Genomic DNA, 15063 nt, shown 5'->3' on the forward strand with positions numbered 1-15063 from the left:
CCGCCCCCCGCGAATGAATGCTTAAAGGGCTAAGAATTCCTTTGGATTCACCGAGTTGGATCGTTCGTTTCGGCATATGTGCCTTTTTTGTCACGGTGTGTCGGAAACGCAGCGGAAAGACTGGGAAAGCTAGAAGAAGATGATAGATTTACCTTACCGAACAGCAGGCAACGCCTCCGAGCGACCGGCCAGGCTGAAGGTATGCGTCGGTCAAAGAGGAGAAATACAATGAAGCTCCGCAGCACGCTTATGGCGGCGACTGTGTTAGCGGTTCCGGTTCTAGCCCTTCCCACCTTGGCGAAGGCTCAGCCGGTGACCGGTCTCTATGTCGGCGCTGGCGCCGGCTATGATTACCAGGGCAGCCAGAAGGTTACTGGTGGTCCGGGCGGTCTCGCTGGCGGTCGCGCCTTCTACAAGGGCGGCGTTTCCGGTAGCGGCAGCATCGGCTACGGCCTCGGCAATGGTCTGCGTCTCGAACTCGAAGGCATCTACCTTCGCGCTTCGAACAAGAACATCAAGCCGGGCGCTTATGGTCCGAACAACGCTTACCACGGCTACACGCAGAAATACGGCGCGTTCGCGAACGCCCTGTATGACATCGATGTCGGCAGCCCCTACTTCTACCCCTACATCGGTGCCGGCGTCGGCTACCTGTGGACCGCTATCCCGAGCGGTGCTGTGACTTCCGCGGGTGTGTCCAACATCAGCGACACCAAGGGTAGCTTCGCTTACCAGGGTATCGCTGGCTTCTCGGTTCCGATCCCCCCGGCTCCGGGCCTGTCGATCACGGCTGAATACCACTACATTGGCACGACGAAGAAAGAGAGCTTCGACTCGACCTATGAGGGTGGCGCTTCTTCCGTTCAGTTCGGCCCGGCTGTGAACCAGACCGTTCTCGTTGGTCTGCGTTATGCCTTCAACACGCCGTCCGCTCCGCCGCCGCCGCCTGCTCCGATGGTTGCCCCGGCTCCGGCCCCGGCTCGTACCTACCTCGTCTTCTTCGACTGGGATAAGTACAACCTGACGCCGCGCGCCAAGGAAATCATCGCCGAGGCCGCTTCGAACTCGACGCACGTGCAGTACACGCAGATCGCTGTTAACGGCTACACCGACACGTCGGGCACGGCCTCCTACAACATGGGTCTGTCCATCCGCCGCGCGAAGAGCGTCCAGGCTCAGCTGATCGCCGACGGCGTGCCGGCTTCCGCGATCTCCATCGCGGGCTATGGCGACACCCACCTGCTGGTTCCGACCGGCCCGGGCGTCCGCGAGCCGCAGAACCGCCGCGTCGAAATCATCATCAAGTAATTTTCCTTCCGGAAAATTGGTTCATGGTGAGGGGCGCTCCGCAAGGAGCGCCCCTTTCGTTTGCGATCTAGCGAACGATAAAAAAGGGGCGGTGCTTGTGGCACCGCCCCTTTTTTATGCCCAGTGACTTCAGCCGACCCAGCGGGCCGGCCTCGGTCAGTCAAAACATCCGGCCACTCAGCCGGCAATCTCTTCCAAGGATCGGTTACGCGTCCGCGGCCCCAGCAGCCCGGTCGCGGCGATCACCACCACCATGCTGCCGGCGATGAGCATGAAGACGCCGGATACGCCGAAGCCCCGCAGCGTGAAGGCGATGACGAACGCCATGAAAATCACCGACAGGCGGCTCCAGGAATAGACGAAGCCGACCGCGACCGCGCGGATACGCGTCGGATAAAGCTCGGCCTGATAGCTATGGAAGGCGAAGGACAGGACATTGTTCGCCATCGTCACCAGCACGCCGAACCCCACCACGGCCAGCGGGCTGCGCGCCTCGCTGAAACAGAGGCCGAAGACGGCAACAGCCGCCGCACTGACGATCACCAGCACCTTGCGCTCCACCTTATCGGCCAGACCGAAGAACAGCAGCGGCGCGAAAGGCGCGGCAATCGCGATCAGGAAGGTGTATTCCAGGCTATGGGTAATGGTGATGCCGTGCTGGATCAGGAAGGTCGGCACCCAATTGGCAAAGCCGTAATAGCCCACGGCCTGAAAGACGTTGAACAGGATCAGCATCACGGTCCGCGCCAGATAGCGACGATGCCAGATTTCGCGGAGACGGCCTTTCGCCGTAACGGTCTCCTCCGGCGCAGGCACGACCACTGCCAGCTCAGCGCGCGGCACTTCCGCTTCCAGCAGCGCCACGATCCGATCAGCCTCAGCGATCTTGCCGCGCCCGGCGAGCCACCGCGGTGATTCCGGGAGGGGACGGCGGATGAACCAGACTACAACCGCACCGGCCGCACCGATCATCACTAGCCAGCGCCAGCCGTCGATACCCATCGGCGCTTGAGGCACCAGCCACCAGGCGAGTGCGGCCGCGATCGGCAGAATGCTGAACTGAATGGCGGCATTGATCACGAAAGCCCGGCCGCGCAGATGCTTGGGCATCAGCTCGGAAATATAGGAATCGATCGTCACCAACTCGACGCCGATGCCGATACCGGACAGCAGGCGCCACAGATTGATGCCGGCCGCATCCTTCTGAAACGCCATGATCAGCGTGCAGAGGCTGTACCAGATCAAGGAAATGGTGAAGATCCGGCGCCGGCCGAAGCGGTCGGCCACGAAGCCGAAGGCGAGCGTGCCTATGAACAGGCCGATGAAGAAAGCCGCGACGAAGCTCGCGATGCCGTTATTGCCGAAGAATCCGGCCGTGGTCGCCGTGAAAATATGGGCGTGGACCAGACCGGGCGCGATATAGCCGGTCAGGAAGAGATCGAAATATTCGAAGCAGCCGCCCAGCGACAGCAGAATGACCATCGTCCAGATGCGGCGGGTGCCGGGCAGTCGATCAAGCCGAGCGCCAATGTCGGCGGCAGAATTCATGGTTGTTTGCTCCCGTCCGCCCGTCAGTTGCGGGCGCAGGGGATGTGACATGGCGCGCTATCCGACGCCAGAGCGGTGCTTGGATTTACCGCGGCGGTGGGGGTGGTGCGGCACGTTCGGTCTTGACCAGCCGGCGGCTGGCGCTGAATTCGGCCGGCAGCGACAGCACGGCCCGCACGCCCGGATGATTGTCTTCCAGCCGCAAGGCGCCGCTGTGGAGTTGGACGACCGCTTGCACGAGCGAGAGGCCGAGGCCCGAGCCCGGCGTGCTGCGTGCCGATTCACCGCGATAGAACCGCTCCGTCACCCGCGCGCGGTCCTCTGGCGGGATGCCGGGACCGGAATCGGCCACGACAATTTCGATCCGATCGCCAAGCCGACCCGCACCGAGCAGAATGGGCTTGCCGGGTGGTGAGAATTTGAGCGCGTTCTCAAGCAGATTGGCGACCGCCTGCTGCAGCAGGTCGCGATCCCCGAACATCGGCAAAGGCGGCCTTGCCAGAAGATCGATCTGCTGGCCCTGCTCTTCCGCCGCCGCGCCGTAAAGCTCATGCATATCGGCCAGCAACGCATAAAGATCGAGCGAGGCGAAGGCTGACCGCCGCGCGCCGGCTTCGATCTCGGCAATGCGCAGCAGGCCCTGAAAAACCGAGACAATCCCATCCAGATCCGAGGTCGCACGTTCCACCGCCGCATGCAGGTCGCCGGCATCGCGCGCATGCAGCGCCGCGTCTTCCAGCCGAGCCCGCGCGCGGGTAATCGGCGTGCGCAAATCATGCGCGATCGCGTTGGAGACCTGACGCACGCCATCCATCAGCCGTGCGATGCGGTCCAGCATGTCGTTGATGGTTTCAGCCAGGCGATCAAACTCGTCGCCGCGACCCGAAATGCGCACGCGGTTGGAGAGATCGCCGCGCGAAATCGCATTCGCCGTCGCCGAGACATCCGCCAGGCTGCGGCGGAACAGGCTTTGAATAGCAATAGCGCCGGCCGATCCCAGCACGACCATCACCAGCACAGCCCAGAGCAGACCCGCGGTCAGCAGCGAGCGCAGCTTGGCGCGTGACCCGACATCGCGCCCGATCAGTAGGTGAAATCCACCGGGCAGATCGTAACGGCGCAGACGCGCCAGCGCCTGACGGTCGCCGCGCTGCACATTCAGCTCAAACCAGGCGTCGGAACCGGAGACTTCCTTAGGCCAGGTCGCGAGATTGCCGGCGATGGCGTGAAGGTCGTTATCGGCCAGAAGATAGATCGCATTCTCGTCGACATTCTGCGACAGGCGATCCTGGATCGTCAGGATCAGCGCCGGCACGCCGCCTTCCTGGTAGCGCTCGCCCAGTCCTTGCGCATCGGCGTTGATGGCGGCTTCAACCTGGCGATTGAGCAGCCCGGCCGTCGCCCACCACAGGAAGATCGCCAAAGCGACGGCGCTGAGGCCGAAGATAATGGCATAGAGCGCCGCGAAACGCAGACCGGCCGAACGCAACAGAGGCGAGCCACGCAGCCGCGCGAAGAAATCCTGCCGGTGAGACCCTGTACTCATTAGCAAAGGGGTCGTCGCACGAGCCCGCCCCGGACGTGGAAATCGCATCGCGCTCAGCCTGAAGCCCAAGACGCTGTCTTGGCGTCAGGCCTCATTATCCGCCCGCATGATATAGCCGGCATTGCGCACCGTATGCAGCAGCGGCTTCGGAAAAGGCTTGTCCACCTTCTGCCGCAGACGCGAGACATGCACGTCGATGACATTGGTCTGCGGATCGAAATGATAGTCCCAGACGCCCTCCAGCAGCATCGTGCGCGTCACGACCTGGCCGGCATGGCGCATCAGATATTCCAGCAGCCGGTATTCGCGCGGTTGCAGGTCGATCTTCTGTCCAGCGCGTTTCACACTGCGCGACAGCAGGTCCATTTCCAGATCGCCGACGACCAGACGGGTCACCGGGCTGTCCGCCTTGCCCCGCCGCGTCAAAGCCTCCACGCGCGCCAGAAGCTCGGCGAAGGCGAAGGGCTTGGTCAGATAATCGTCACCGCCAGCCTTCAAACCTTTCACACGGTCATCGACCTGGCCCAGCGCCGACAGGAACAGCACCGGCACGGTGTTTTCTTGTGCGCGAAGCGTTTCCAGCAGCCGCAGCCCATCCACGCCGCCGGGCAGCATGCGATCCAGAATGATCGCGTCGAACTGCTCGCTCGCCGCCATGAAAAGCCCGTCCCGGCCATTCGCCGCATGTTCGACGACGTGATTGGCTTCCCTCAGCCCCTTGACCACGAAGCCGGCGACGTCGCGGTCATCCTCGACCAGAAGAATGCGCATCTCAGTCCCCTCTCAACTCACCGACCCGATCGCTCGGTCGGAAAAATAATTCGTCTCACCGGGATGGTCGTCATGACTTGTCATTCCGACTGCGTCTCCGGACGCAAGCCGATGGTGACATTGGCCGCGAATACACGGCCGTGGCGGCTGAAGCTTACATGCGCGCGCTGTCCGGGATGGATCTCCGCGACCGCGCGGATCAGTCCCAGCGCGGTGTCCACTTTCCGGGCATCGACAGACAGAATGCGGTCACCGGCGCGCAATCCGCTATGGCCAGCCGGCCCCGTCGCCTCCACCATCGTCACCCGCACGCCATCGCCGCTATCGTCATCGGCCAGCCCAACGCCAAGCCAGCCACGATCGAGGTGGCCATGCTGCTCCAGAACCGAGACGACGCCTTCGGCGATCTCGCTCGGGATGGCGAAACCGATCCCGACCGAACCGCCGGTCGGCGAGATGATGGCGGTATCCACACCGACGACACCGCCATTGAGATCAAAGGCGGGGCCGCCGGAATTGCCCGGATTGATGGGCGCATCCAGTTGCAGGAAATCGTCGAAAGGCCCGCTCATGATGTCGCGGCCGCGGGCGGAAATGATTCCGGCTGTCACCGTATTGCCGAGGCCGAAGGGATTGCCCGCGACCATGATCCAGTCGCCCACCTCCACCTGCCGCGAATCGCCCCAGCTGACATAAGGCAAAGGCTTATCGGCTGTGACTTTGATGACCGCGATATCCGTCAGCTGATCGACCCCCAGGATCTTCGCCGGAAGCTGGGTCCCGTCCGCGAGAGAGACGGTGATCTTGCTTGCGCCGCCGACGACATGATCATTGGTGACGATGATGCCCGAGGGATCGATGATGAATCCGGAACCGGCACCGAAGACTTTCTGGTGGCGGTCGGCCGGCGTGGGCTCGGCCCCTTGATCGCCACCATCATCGGCCGCGGCGGCAGCCGCACTTTCGGTCACCGCAATGCTGACGACCGCGGGCACGACTTTCTTCACGAGGTTGCGGAAGCTCGGCAGCTGCTGCGCCTGGGCCGGCAAGGCTGCCAATCCCAGCGCTGCCACCAGGGTTAAGCCCGCGCCCAAGCGCAGGCAGCCACCTGATAGAGGCAGGCGGGGCCGAGGCGAATACGGCGTGATCACTGTCATGCAGCTACTTGTCACGAAAATCCCTCCCTCGCCCAGAGGCCGCCCGCGAAACCCGTTGCGATTTCTGAGCTTTAACCTTCCGTCATGCCGTGCTTCATCTAACACAGGCGAAACGGCCCTCTGGCATCGCCCCGAAACCGCCGACAAGCCCCTCTGGAAGCCAAAACAGTCTCAAAGGAAGCCCGTCGTGACGACCGAACCCGTAACCATCGACGATTTCGAGCGAATCGACATTCGTGTCGGCACCGTTACCGATGCTCAACCCTTTCCTGAGGCGCGCAAGCCCGCGATCAAGCTCTGGATCGATTTCGGCGGTGATATCGGCGTGAAGTGCTCCTCCGCACAGATCACGCTGCATTATAAGCCGGAGACGCTGATCGGCCGACAGGTCTGCGCCGTGGTGAATTTCCCACCCCGGCGGATCGGGCCTTTCGTCAGTGAGGTCTTGACCTTGGGCCTGCCGGACGCGCAAGGCGGAATCGTTTTGATCAGGCCCGACTTCAAGGTGTCTGACGGAGGGAAGCTTTTCTGATGGCGCCACAATATTACACTGTCACCTGGGACCAGCTGCACCGCGATGCGCGGGCCTTGGCCTGGCGGCTGATCGATGCCGGTCCTTGGACGGGGATCGTCGCCGTCACCCGGGGCGGCCTCATACCGGCCGCGATCATTGCGCGCGAACTCGAATGCCGTCTGATCGAAAGCGTCTCCGTCGAGACATATAATGAAGAGTCGATCGGCCAGCCCGTCGTCACCAAAGCGCCGACGGCCGCGGGCGACGGCACAGGCTTCCTGATCATCGATGATTTGGTCGATACCGGCACAACGGCACGCGTCGTGCGCAAGCTCATGCCGAAGGCCCATTTCGCGACCGTCTATGCGAAGCCCGCCGGTAAGGACATCGTCGATACTTTCGTGACCGAGGTCAGCCAGAACACCTGGATTCTGTTCCCCTGGGACACGGATGCGGCACCGCAATTCGTGGCGCCCATCGCCCGCGCCCCGGGTCGGGGCACTTAGCGCGGGGTCATGAACCGCTGATCCCCATCGCGCGGCGCATGAAGAACCGCTTGACCGGCGGCACGCGATGGACGGCCGCGATGCCCAGATCGCGGGCCAGACGGATCAGCGGATTGTCATTGCTGAACAGCCGGTCCAGCGCATCGGTCGCCGCCAGCATGGCGAGATTGTCCGGCCGCCGCTGACGTTGATATTGCGCCAGCAATCCGGTCGCCCCCGGATCCTCGCGACGCTGCAAAGCGGCCAGGATCAGCTCGGACAGCACGATCGCGTCGCGCAGGCCGAGATTGAAACCCTGACCGGCGATCGGGTGGATGCCATGAGCGGCGTCCCCCACCAGCGCCAACCGCTGATCGACGTAGCGCGTCGCGAGCAGGGCAGAAAGCGGATAATTCCACCGGCGGCCAAGCAGCCGGATCTCGCCCAGATGATCGCCCAGCCGACGCGCCACCTGATGGGTGAAGGCGGCCGGTTCAAGCCGCATCAGCGCCTCGGCGACCGCCGTCTTTTCGGTGAAGACGATGGCTGAGACATGAGGCGCGCCGGGTGTCGGACCCAGTGGCAGCTGGGCGAAGGGGCCACCCGGCAGAAAATGTTCCAGCGCCGTATTCTCATGCGGGAATTCATGGGCGATGGCGCAGACGACGCCGCTCTGCCGATAGGGGTAACGGATCACAGGGATATTGGCCGCCCGGCGCTGTGCGCTGTGGCGCCCCTCAGCCGCAATCACCAGACGGGCCGTGAAACGCGCGCCCGTCGACAGCGTAACTGTCGCGCCCTCTGCCTGGCGCTCGACCTTCGCCTCGCACGGCGCCACGAGCGTGATGCCGCGACCGGCATGCAGGCGGCGGTTCAGCGCGATGCGCAGGCTGCGCGCCTCCACCATCCAGCCGAAAGGGCCGCTTGCCGCCCCTAGCTCGCGGGCGTCGAAATGCAGGAACAATGGCGAGGCCGGGCGGCCCGGCTTGCCGTCGGAGACATGGATCTGCTCGATCGGGCAAGGCTGAAAGGGCAAGGCCTGCCACAGCGCCGCATTTTCAAGCAAAGGCTGGGTGCCGGCCGCGATCGCATAGGCGCGGCCGTCGAAGCCGGGATCTTCCATCGGCGGCAAGGACGCGCGGTCCAAGACCAGGACGCGCGCACCGCCTTCGGCCATTCGGCAAGCGAGCGAGCCGCCGACGGGACCGGCCCCCAGGATACAGACGTCAAATTCAGTGTCGCTCATCTCTGCCTGTCCCTCTGCCGCCGTCTATAGGCCCTAAGCCATTGACCGCGAAAGAGCAGGATCTGCCTCGCCCGCAGGCGCTCAACCTCATTTCCCATGCGCAAAAAATAGGCACACCCATGTGGACATGGAGAAAAAATTAGAAATAGCCCTTTCGGTGCTATCATCACGATCTTGGCATGGGTCTTGAATAAGCAATTGGCCATTAGAGCCCTCGCCGCTGGGGCGGGCAAAGACGATGCCACGAACGGAGGACGCCGACATGAAGTTGGTCATGGCCATTATCAAACCATTCAAGCTTGACGACGTTCGCGAAGCGCTGACCCCGCTGGGCGTGCAAGGGCTTACGGTTTCTGAGGTCAAGGGATTTGGCCGTCAGAAGGGGCAGACGGAAATTTACCGTGGCGCCGAATACCACGTGAATTTCCTGCCCAAGGTGAAGATCGAGGTCGCAGTGTCCTCCGATCTCGCCGAGCAGGTTGTCGAGGCAATCATGAAGGCCGCACACACCGGCAAGATCGGTGACGGCAAGATCTTCATCATGGACGTCGAGCGTGTCGTGCGTATTCGCACGGGCGAACTCGACTCAGAAGCTCTTTGAAGGAAACCCGGATGACTGGACCATCCATGCAGCGCTTAAAAAGCTCCCGGAGTTTCCTCCGGGCCCTTCCCCTCGCCCTGCCGTTGCTCGGCTTTGCCGCTCCGGCATTCGCCGCCGATGCGCCGAAGATCGACACCGGTAACACCGCCTGGATGCTCGCATCCACTGCGCTGGTGCTGATGATGACCATCCCGGGTCTGGCACTGTTCTATGCCGGCATGGTGCGCAAGAAGAACGTCCTTGCCACCCTGATGCAGTCCTTCGCGATCTGCTGCCTTGTTACCCTCGTCTGGTGTGTCGTCGGCTACAGCCTGGCCTTCACCACCGGCAATGCCTATGTCGGCGATCTGTCCCAGTTCATGCTGAAGGGCTTCGCCAAGACCTGGAACAATGACTTCCTCCTCGGTGGCACCGTCGACCAGACGATCCCCGAGAGCGTCTACATGATGTTCCAGATGACCTTCGCGATCATCACCCCGGCCCTGATCTGCGGCGCTTTCGCGGACCGTATGAAGTTCAGCGCCATGTGCATCTTCATGGTGATCTGGTCGATCGTCGTCTACAGCCCGATCGCGCATTGGGTCTGGTCGACGACCGGTTGGGCCGGCGCCATGGGCGTGCTCGACTTCGCGGGCGGCACCGTCGTTCACATCAACGCGGGCGTTGCCGGCCTGATGTGCGCCATCGTCCTCGGCAAGCGCGTCGGCTACGGCAACGACAACATGCATCCCTACAATGTCGGCTACGCCATGATCGGCGCGAGCCTGCTGTGGGTGGGCTGGTTCGGCTTCAACGCGGGTTCCGCGGTCGCCGCCAACGGCCGTGCGGGCATGGCCATGGCCGCGACCCAGATCGCGACCGCGGCCGCCGCCCTCGCCTGGATGTTCGCCGAATGGATCACCAAGGGTAAGCCGAGCCTGCTCGGCATTGTGTCCGGCGCCGTTGCCGGCCTCGTCGCCATTACCCCGGCTTCCGGCTTCGTTCTGCCGGGCGCCTCGATCATCATCGGCGTCGCCGCCGGCGTGGTCTGCTACTTCTTCTCCACCACGGTGAAGAACTTCTTCGGCTATGACGACAGCCTCGATTGCTGGGGCGTGCATGGCATCGGCGGTATCGTCGGTGCCTTGCTGACAGGCGTCTTCGCCTTCGGCCCGCTTTATGGCGGTTCCGGCGGCAGCGCCAAGCAGTTGCTGATCCAGTGCTACGGCGTCGGCGCGACGCTGATCTGGTCGGGCGGCATCTCCTTCGTCCTGCTCAAGATCATCGATATGACCATCGGCCTGCGCATCACGCGGGACGAGGAAATCGAGGGCATGGACATCACCCTGCACGGCGAACAGATCGTCTGATCTGCGAACCATCACGCAGGACTTGCCTTGGAAACCCCCGCCTCGTGCGGGGGTTTTCTTTTGCCTACCAGGGCTCGGCGCCGTCCGGGCCGAAAAAACCGCCCGTCGGCCCGTCATCGGGCAAGGTGGCAAGGGCGACAGCGCCTGCGTCACCGCAAGCAGGCCGAAGACATTGGTGGGCGCCGCACGCACCGTGCTGGAACCTGGCGCGCAACCGTCTGAACTTGCGACCCTTCGCCGTGAATTGCGCGTCCTTTGCCTGGCCTATCTCGAAGCTGCGGCCGCATAGCCGGCTATTCGGCGGCAGCCTTGGCGGCAGCGCCAGCGGCGAGCGGGCAAAGAATGACCGCCAGGCACAGAAAGGCCCCCAGCAGCAGCAGCGCCGGACGCGTGGCGACACCGGTCTGTGCGGCACCAGCCGCAGCCGTGCCGAAAATCAGCACCGGCGTCGCCAAGGGCAGAACCAGCAAGGGCAGCAAAACCCCACCGCGCCGCGCGCCGATCACCAAAGCCGCGCCCGTCGTGCCGAGCAGCGACAGCGTCATGCTGCCGAGGACGAGGCTGAGTTCCAGCGGCGCCAGCGCTGACCTCGGCAGGTTCAGCATCAGCGCCACCGGCATGGCCATAACGACCAGCGGCAGGCCGGCAAATAGCCAATGCGACAAGGCTTTGATCAAAGCCAGCAGGGCCGGCGGCAGGCCCTGCAGCAGAAGCTGATCGAGCGAACCGTCCTCGTAATCGGCACCAAACAGCCGGTCGAGCGGCAGCAGAGCGGCCAGCAAGGCCGCGATCCAGATCGCCCCCGGCGCGATCTTGCCGAGAAGAGCGGGCTCGGGCCCGATGCCGAGCGGGAACAGGCTGGCGGCGAGCACGAAGAACAGCAGAACGGCCAGGCTATCCGCACCATGGCGGAAGGACAGCCGCATTTCCCGACCCAGGAGCCGCGCGGCAATGACCATCATGACAGCCGCACCGAACGGCCTTCTGCCATCGGCAGATCCTGATGGGTCGCCGCGATGACCATGCCACCCTCCGCGCGGTGGCGCGCGATCATCGCCCCGAAGCGCGCGATGGAGGCGGTATCCAGGCCCGTGACCGGTTCATCCAACAGCCAGAGCGCGGCCTGTCGCAGGCAAAGCCGGCCGATCGCCAGGCGCCGCTTTTGTCCCGCCGACAGCATCCGCGCCGGAATATCCGCGAGGTCGAGGAGGTCGACCTGCTCCAGCGCCGCCTGGATCCGCGCGTCACGGCTGGCGCGCACCCCACCGGTCCAATGACGGAGGTTTTCAGAAACGGTCAGACCCGGCTTCACGGCATCCTGATGACCGAGATAAGCGAGCCGCGCGTGATGCGCACTGGGATCGGCCAGCGCATCCGCACCAGCCCACAGCACCGCGCCCGAGGCCAGCGGCGTCAGCCCCGCGATCATGCGCAGCAACGTGGTTTTCCCAGCGCCGTTGCGGCCAGTCAGGGCGACCGCCTCCCCTTCAGCAACCGTGAAGGACAGGTCCTCGAACAGCAGATGATCGCCGCGGATGGCAGCTATACTTCGGATTTCGAGCAACCTGACGCTCCTGCAAGGCCGCGCAAGCCGCCCCATATCTCCTGGCGCGACAACGACGCGGATTGACCCTCGATAGCAGCAGTTTCACTATGATGCCCCGCAGCAAACAGGCCCTATCCATGCGCCTGTGTCGTGGACCCAGGCGGGTGGGTATGGTTTAAGCCGCTATAAGATTCTTGGCGCCTCCCCGGGCGGGGGGCATGCCTCCTTTAGGGACAAAGCAGCATGAAATTGAGCGGGCAGGACAGTCTGGGTACCAAACGGACCCTAGACGTTGGTGGCAAAAGCTACACCTACTTCTCTATCCATGAGGCAGAGAAGACGCTGGGTGATGTTTCCCGCCTGCCGGTCAGCCTCAAAGTTCTGCTCGAAAATATCCTGCGTTTCGAGGACGGCCGCACCTATAAGGTCGAAGACGCCAAGGCGATGGCGGAGTGGCTGGAGAAGGCAAGCTCCACCCGCGAAGTGCCCTTCCGCCCTGCGCGCATCCTGATGCAGGACTTCACCGGCGTTCCGGCGGTGGTCGATCTGGCCGCCATGCGCGACGGCATCCTCAAGCTGGGCGGCAACCCGGACAAGGTGAACCCGCTCATCCCCGTCGACCTCGTCATCGACCATTCCGTGCAGGTTGATCTCAGCGGCACCGCCGACAGCCTCGAAAAGAACGTCGATATCGAGTTCGAGCGCAATAACGAGCGCTATACCTTCCTGCGCTGGGGCCAGGGCTCCTTCAACAATTTCGGCGTCGTCCCGCCCGGCACCGGCATCTGCCATCAGGTCAATCTCGAATATATTTCGCAGAATACCTGGACGGCCGAAGCCGACGGCGAGACCTTCGCTTACCCGGACACCCTGTTCGGCACCGATAGCCACACGACCATGGTCAATGGTCTCGGCGTGCTCGGCTGGGGCGTCGGCGGTATCGAGGCCGAGGCCGCCATGCTCGGCCAAGCTATTGCCATGCTCATCCCCGACGTCATCGGCTTCCGCATCACCGGCAAGCTGAACGAGGGCGTGACCGCCACCGATCTCGTGCTGACGGTCACCCAGATGCTCCGCAAAAAGGGCGTCGTAGGGAAGTTCGTGGAATTCTTCGGCCCTGGCCTGGACCACATGCCGCTCGCCGATCGCGCGACCATCGCCAATATGGCGCCGGAATATGGCGCCACCTGTGGCTTCTTCCCGCTCGACAAGCTCGCTGTCGACTATATGCGCCTGACCGGCCGCACCGAACAGGCGATCGCGCTGGCCGAAGCCTATACCAAGGCCCAGGGCCTTTGGCGCGATACCAGCACGCCGGACCCGATCTTCACCGATACGCTTGAGCTGGACCTTTCGACCGTCGAGCCCTCCATCGCCGGCCCGAAGCGGCCGCAGGATCGCGTCGCGCTGAAGAACGCCTCCTCCGCCTTCAAGACCGAGCTGACCAAAAGCCTCGGCGTGCCCGCGAATGATGTGGACATCACCGCCAAGGTCGGCGACCGCAACTATACGATCACGCATGGCGATGTGGTGATCGCGGCCATCACCAGCTGCACCAATACCTCCAACCCCTATGTTCTGGTCGCGGCTGGGCTTGTCGCCCGCAAGGCCCGCGCGCTGGGCCTGACGCCGCGCCCCTGGGTGAAGACCTCGCTCGCCCCCGGCAGCCAGGTTGTCACCGAATATCTGGACAAGTCCGGCCTCTCCGCCGATCTCGACGCGCTGGGCTTCCAGACGGTCGGTTACGGCTGCACCACCTGCATCGGCAATTCCGGCCCGCTGGACGATGACATCGTCGATGCGATCGAGACCAACAAGCTCGTCGCCGTCTCTGTCCTGTCCGGCAACCGCAACTTCGAAGGTCGCGTGCATCCGAACGTGCGCGCCAACTACCTGGCCAGCCCGCCGCTGGTCGTCGCTTATTCGCTGCTCGGCACGATGAACGAGGACATCACCACCGCGGCCCTCGGCACGTCCAAGGACGGCCAGCCCGTCTATCTCAAGGACATCTGGCCGACCGCCCAGGAGATCAACGGCATCGTCGGCAGCACGCTGAGCCGCGAGATGTTCCAGTCCCGCTATTCCGACGTCTTCAAGGGTCCCCGCCAGTGGCAGGAGATCGAGGTCGAGGCCGGCAGCAAGACCTATAGCTGGAACGACAGCTCCACCTATGTCCGCAACCCGCCCTATTTCGACGGTATGACGATGACGCCGAAGCCGGTGACGGATGTCATGGGCGCACGCATCATGGCGCTGCTCGGCGACAGCATCACGACCGACCACATCAGCCCCGCCGGCAGCATCAAGAAAAGCTCGCCGGCCGGCGAATACCTGCTGCAATACCAGGTGCAGCAGAAGGACTTCAACAGCTACGGCGCCCGCCGCGGCAATCATGAAGTGATGATGCGCGGCACCTTCGCCAATATCCGCATCAAGAATGAAATGGCGCCGGGCACCGAAGGCGGCCTGACGACGCATTACCCGTCGGGCAAGGTCATGCCGATCTATGACGCCGCCATGCTCTATAAGGCGGAAGCGACCCCGCTGGTCGTCTTCGGCGGCAAGGAATACGGCACCGGCTCCTCCCGCGACTGGGCGGCCAAGGGAACCATGCTGCTGGGCGTGAAGGCCGTCATCACCGAGAGTTTCGAGCGTATCCATCGCTCCAACCTCGTCGGCATGGGCGTGCTGCCCTTGACCTTCAAGGACGGCATGGACCGCAAAAGCCTCGGCCTCACCGGTCAGGAAACGCTGGACTTTCTGGGGCTGGAACAGCTCAGCCCGCGCATGGACGTGACGATGATCATTCATCGTCCGGACGGCTCGACGGACGAGGTAAAGCTCCTCTGCCGCGTCGATACGCTGGATGAGGTCGCCTATTACCAGCATGGCGGCATCCTGCATTACGTGCTGCGCGAGATGGCGAAGGCCGCCTGATCGCCTTCGACTGATCAAGGCCGCGCGGTTCGCCGCGCGGCCTTTTTTATGGGAA

13 protein-coding genes are annotated in these 15063 nt (G+C 63.5%); 6 read left to right on the plus strand and 7 right to left on the minus strand.

The window, feature by feature from the left end; genetic code table 11:
* Window positions 1–228 precede the first annotated feature (228 nt).
* A complete protein-coding gene (locus ACELLULO517_RS09705) occupies window positions 229–1308 on the plus strand; it encodes an OmpA family protein (protein WP_227307169.1) in 1080 nt (359 codons plus the stop codon).
* A 177-nt stretch (window positions 1309–1485) separates the two neighbouring features.
* On the opposite strand, the gene ACELLULO517_RS09710 is transcribed toward ACELLULO517_RS09705, so the two are convergent.
* From ACELLULO517_RS09710 to ACELLULO517_RS09725, 4 genes are all read right to left on the minus strand, one after another.
* Window positions 1486–2856 carry an MFS transporter gene (locus ACELLULO517_RS09710; protein WP_227307170.1) on the minus strand — a complete coding sequence of 457 codons (1371 nt, stop codon included), beginning with the start codon at window positions 2854–2856 and terminating at the stop codon, window positions 1486–1488.
* Between the two features lie 85 nt (window positions 2857–2941).
* Window positions 2942–4402 carry a sensor histidine kinase gene (locus tag ACELLULO517_RS09715; RefSeq protein WP_227307171.1) on the minus strand — a complete coding sequence of 487 codons (1461 nt, stop codon included), beginning with the start codon at window positions 4400–4402 and terminating at the stop codon, window positions 2942–2944.
* 84 nt (window positions 4403–4486) lie between these two features.
* Window positions 4487–5173 carry a response regulator transcription factor gene (locus ACELLULO517_RS09720; protein ID WP_227307172.1) on the minus strand — a complete coding sequence of 229 codons (687 nt, stop codon included), beginning with the start codon at window positions 5171–5173 and terminating at the stop codon, window positions 4487–4489.
* Window positions 5174–5253: 80 nt separating this feature from the next.
* Entirely contained in the window at window positions 5254–6267 is a 1014-nt protein-coding gene (locus ACELLULO517_RS09725; protein ID WP_406566253.1) for a S1C family serine protease, read from the minus strand.
* A gap of 250 nt (window positions 6268–6517) precedes the next feature.
* Between ACELLULO517_RS09725 and ACELLULO517_RS09730 the strand changes: the two genes are divergently transcribed.
* The gene (locus ACELLULO517_RS09730) at window positions 6518–6862 is read left to right on the plus strand and encodes a tRNA-binding protein (RefSeq protein WP_227307173.1); all 345 of its coding nucleotides are present in this window, start codon (window positions 6518–6520) and stop codon (window positions 6860–6862) included.
* Window positions 6862–7350, plus strand: coding sequence for a xanthine phosphoribosyltransferase (gene gpt, locus ACELLULO517_RS09735; RefSeq protein WP_227307174.1), 489 nt, complete (start codon window positions 6862–6864; stop codon window positions 7348–7350). The genes ACELLULO517_RS09730 and gpt overlap by 1 nt, the downstream gene beginning before the upstream one ends.
* Before the next feature lie 7 nt (window positions 7351–7357).
* On the opposite strand, the gene ACELLULO517_RS09740 is transcribed toward gpt, so the two are convergent.
* Window positions 7358–8575: a UbiH/UbiF/VisC/COQ6 family ubiquinone biosynthesis hydroxylase gene (locus tag ACELLULO517_RS09740; RefSeq protein ID WP_227307175.1), complete on the minus strand. Its 1218-nt coding sequence runs from the start codon at window positions 8573–8575 to the stop codon at window positions 7358–7360.
* A gap of 262 nt (window positions 8576–8837) precedes the next feature.
* Between ACELLULO517_RS09740 and ACELLULO517_RS09745 the strand changes: the two genes are divergently transcribed.
* Together ACELLULO517_RS09745 and ACELLULO517_RS09750 are read left to right on the plus strand one after the other, a co-directional pair.
* The gene (locus ACELLULO517_RS09745) at window positions 8838–9176 is read left to right on the plus strand and encodes a P-II family nitrogen regulator (RefSeq protein WP_227307176.1); all 339 of its coding nucleotides are present in this window, start codon (window positions 8838–8840) and stop codon (window positions 9174–9176) included.
* A gap of 11 nt (window positions 9177–9187) precedes the next feature.
* The gene (locus tag ACELLULO517_RS09750; RefSeq protein ID WP_264481428.1) at window positions 9188–10525 is read left to right on the plus strand and encodes an ammonium transporter; all 1338 of its coding nucleotides are present in this window, start codon (window positions 9188–9190) and stop codon (window positions 10523–10525) included.
* A gap of 293 nt (window positions 10526–10818) precedes the next feature.
* On the opposite strand, the gene ccmB is transcribed toward ACELLULO517_RS09750, so the two are convergent.
* Together ccmB and ccmA are read right to left on the minus strand one after the other, a co-directional pair.
* Window positions 10819–11487, minus strand: a complete 669-nt coding sequence (ccmB, locus tag ACELLULO517_RS09755) for a heme exporter protein CcmB (RefSeq protein ID WP_227307177.1) — start codon at window positions 11485–11487, stop codon at window positions 10819–10821.
* Window positions 11484–12089, minus strand: coding sequence for a heme ABC exporter ATP-binding protein CcmA (gene ccmA, locus ACELLULO517_RS09760; RefSeq protein WP_264481429.1), 606 nt, complete (start codon window positions 12087–12089; stop codon window positions 11484–11486). The genes ccmB and ccmA overlap by 4 nt, the downstream gene beginning before the upstream one ends.
* A 225-nt stretch (window positions 12090–12314) precedes the next feature.
* On the opposite strand from ccmA, the gene acnA reads away from it, so the two are divergent.
* Complete coding sequence (gene acnA / locus ACELLULO517_RS09765) at window positions 12315–15008, plus strand: aconitate hydratase AcnA (RefSeq protein WP_227307179.1); 2694 nt, start codon at window positions 12315–12317, stop codon at window positions 15006–15008.
* Window positions 15009–15063: the final 55 nt, after the last annotated feature.

This window comes from Acidisoma cellulosilyticum (assembly GCF_020621385.1).
Classification (GTDB): Bacteria; Pseudomonadota; Alphaproteobacteria; order Acetobacterales; family Acetobacteraceae; genus Acidisoma; species Acidisoma cellulosilyticum.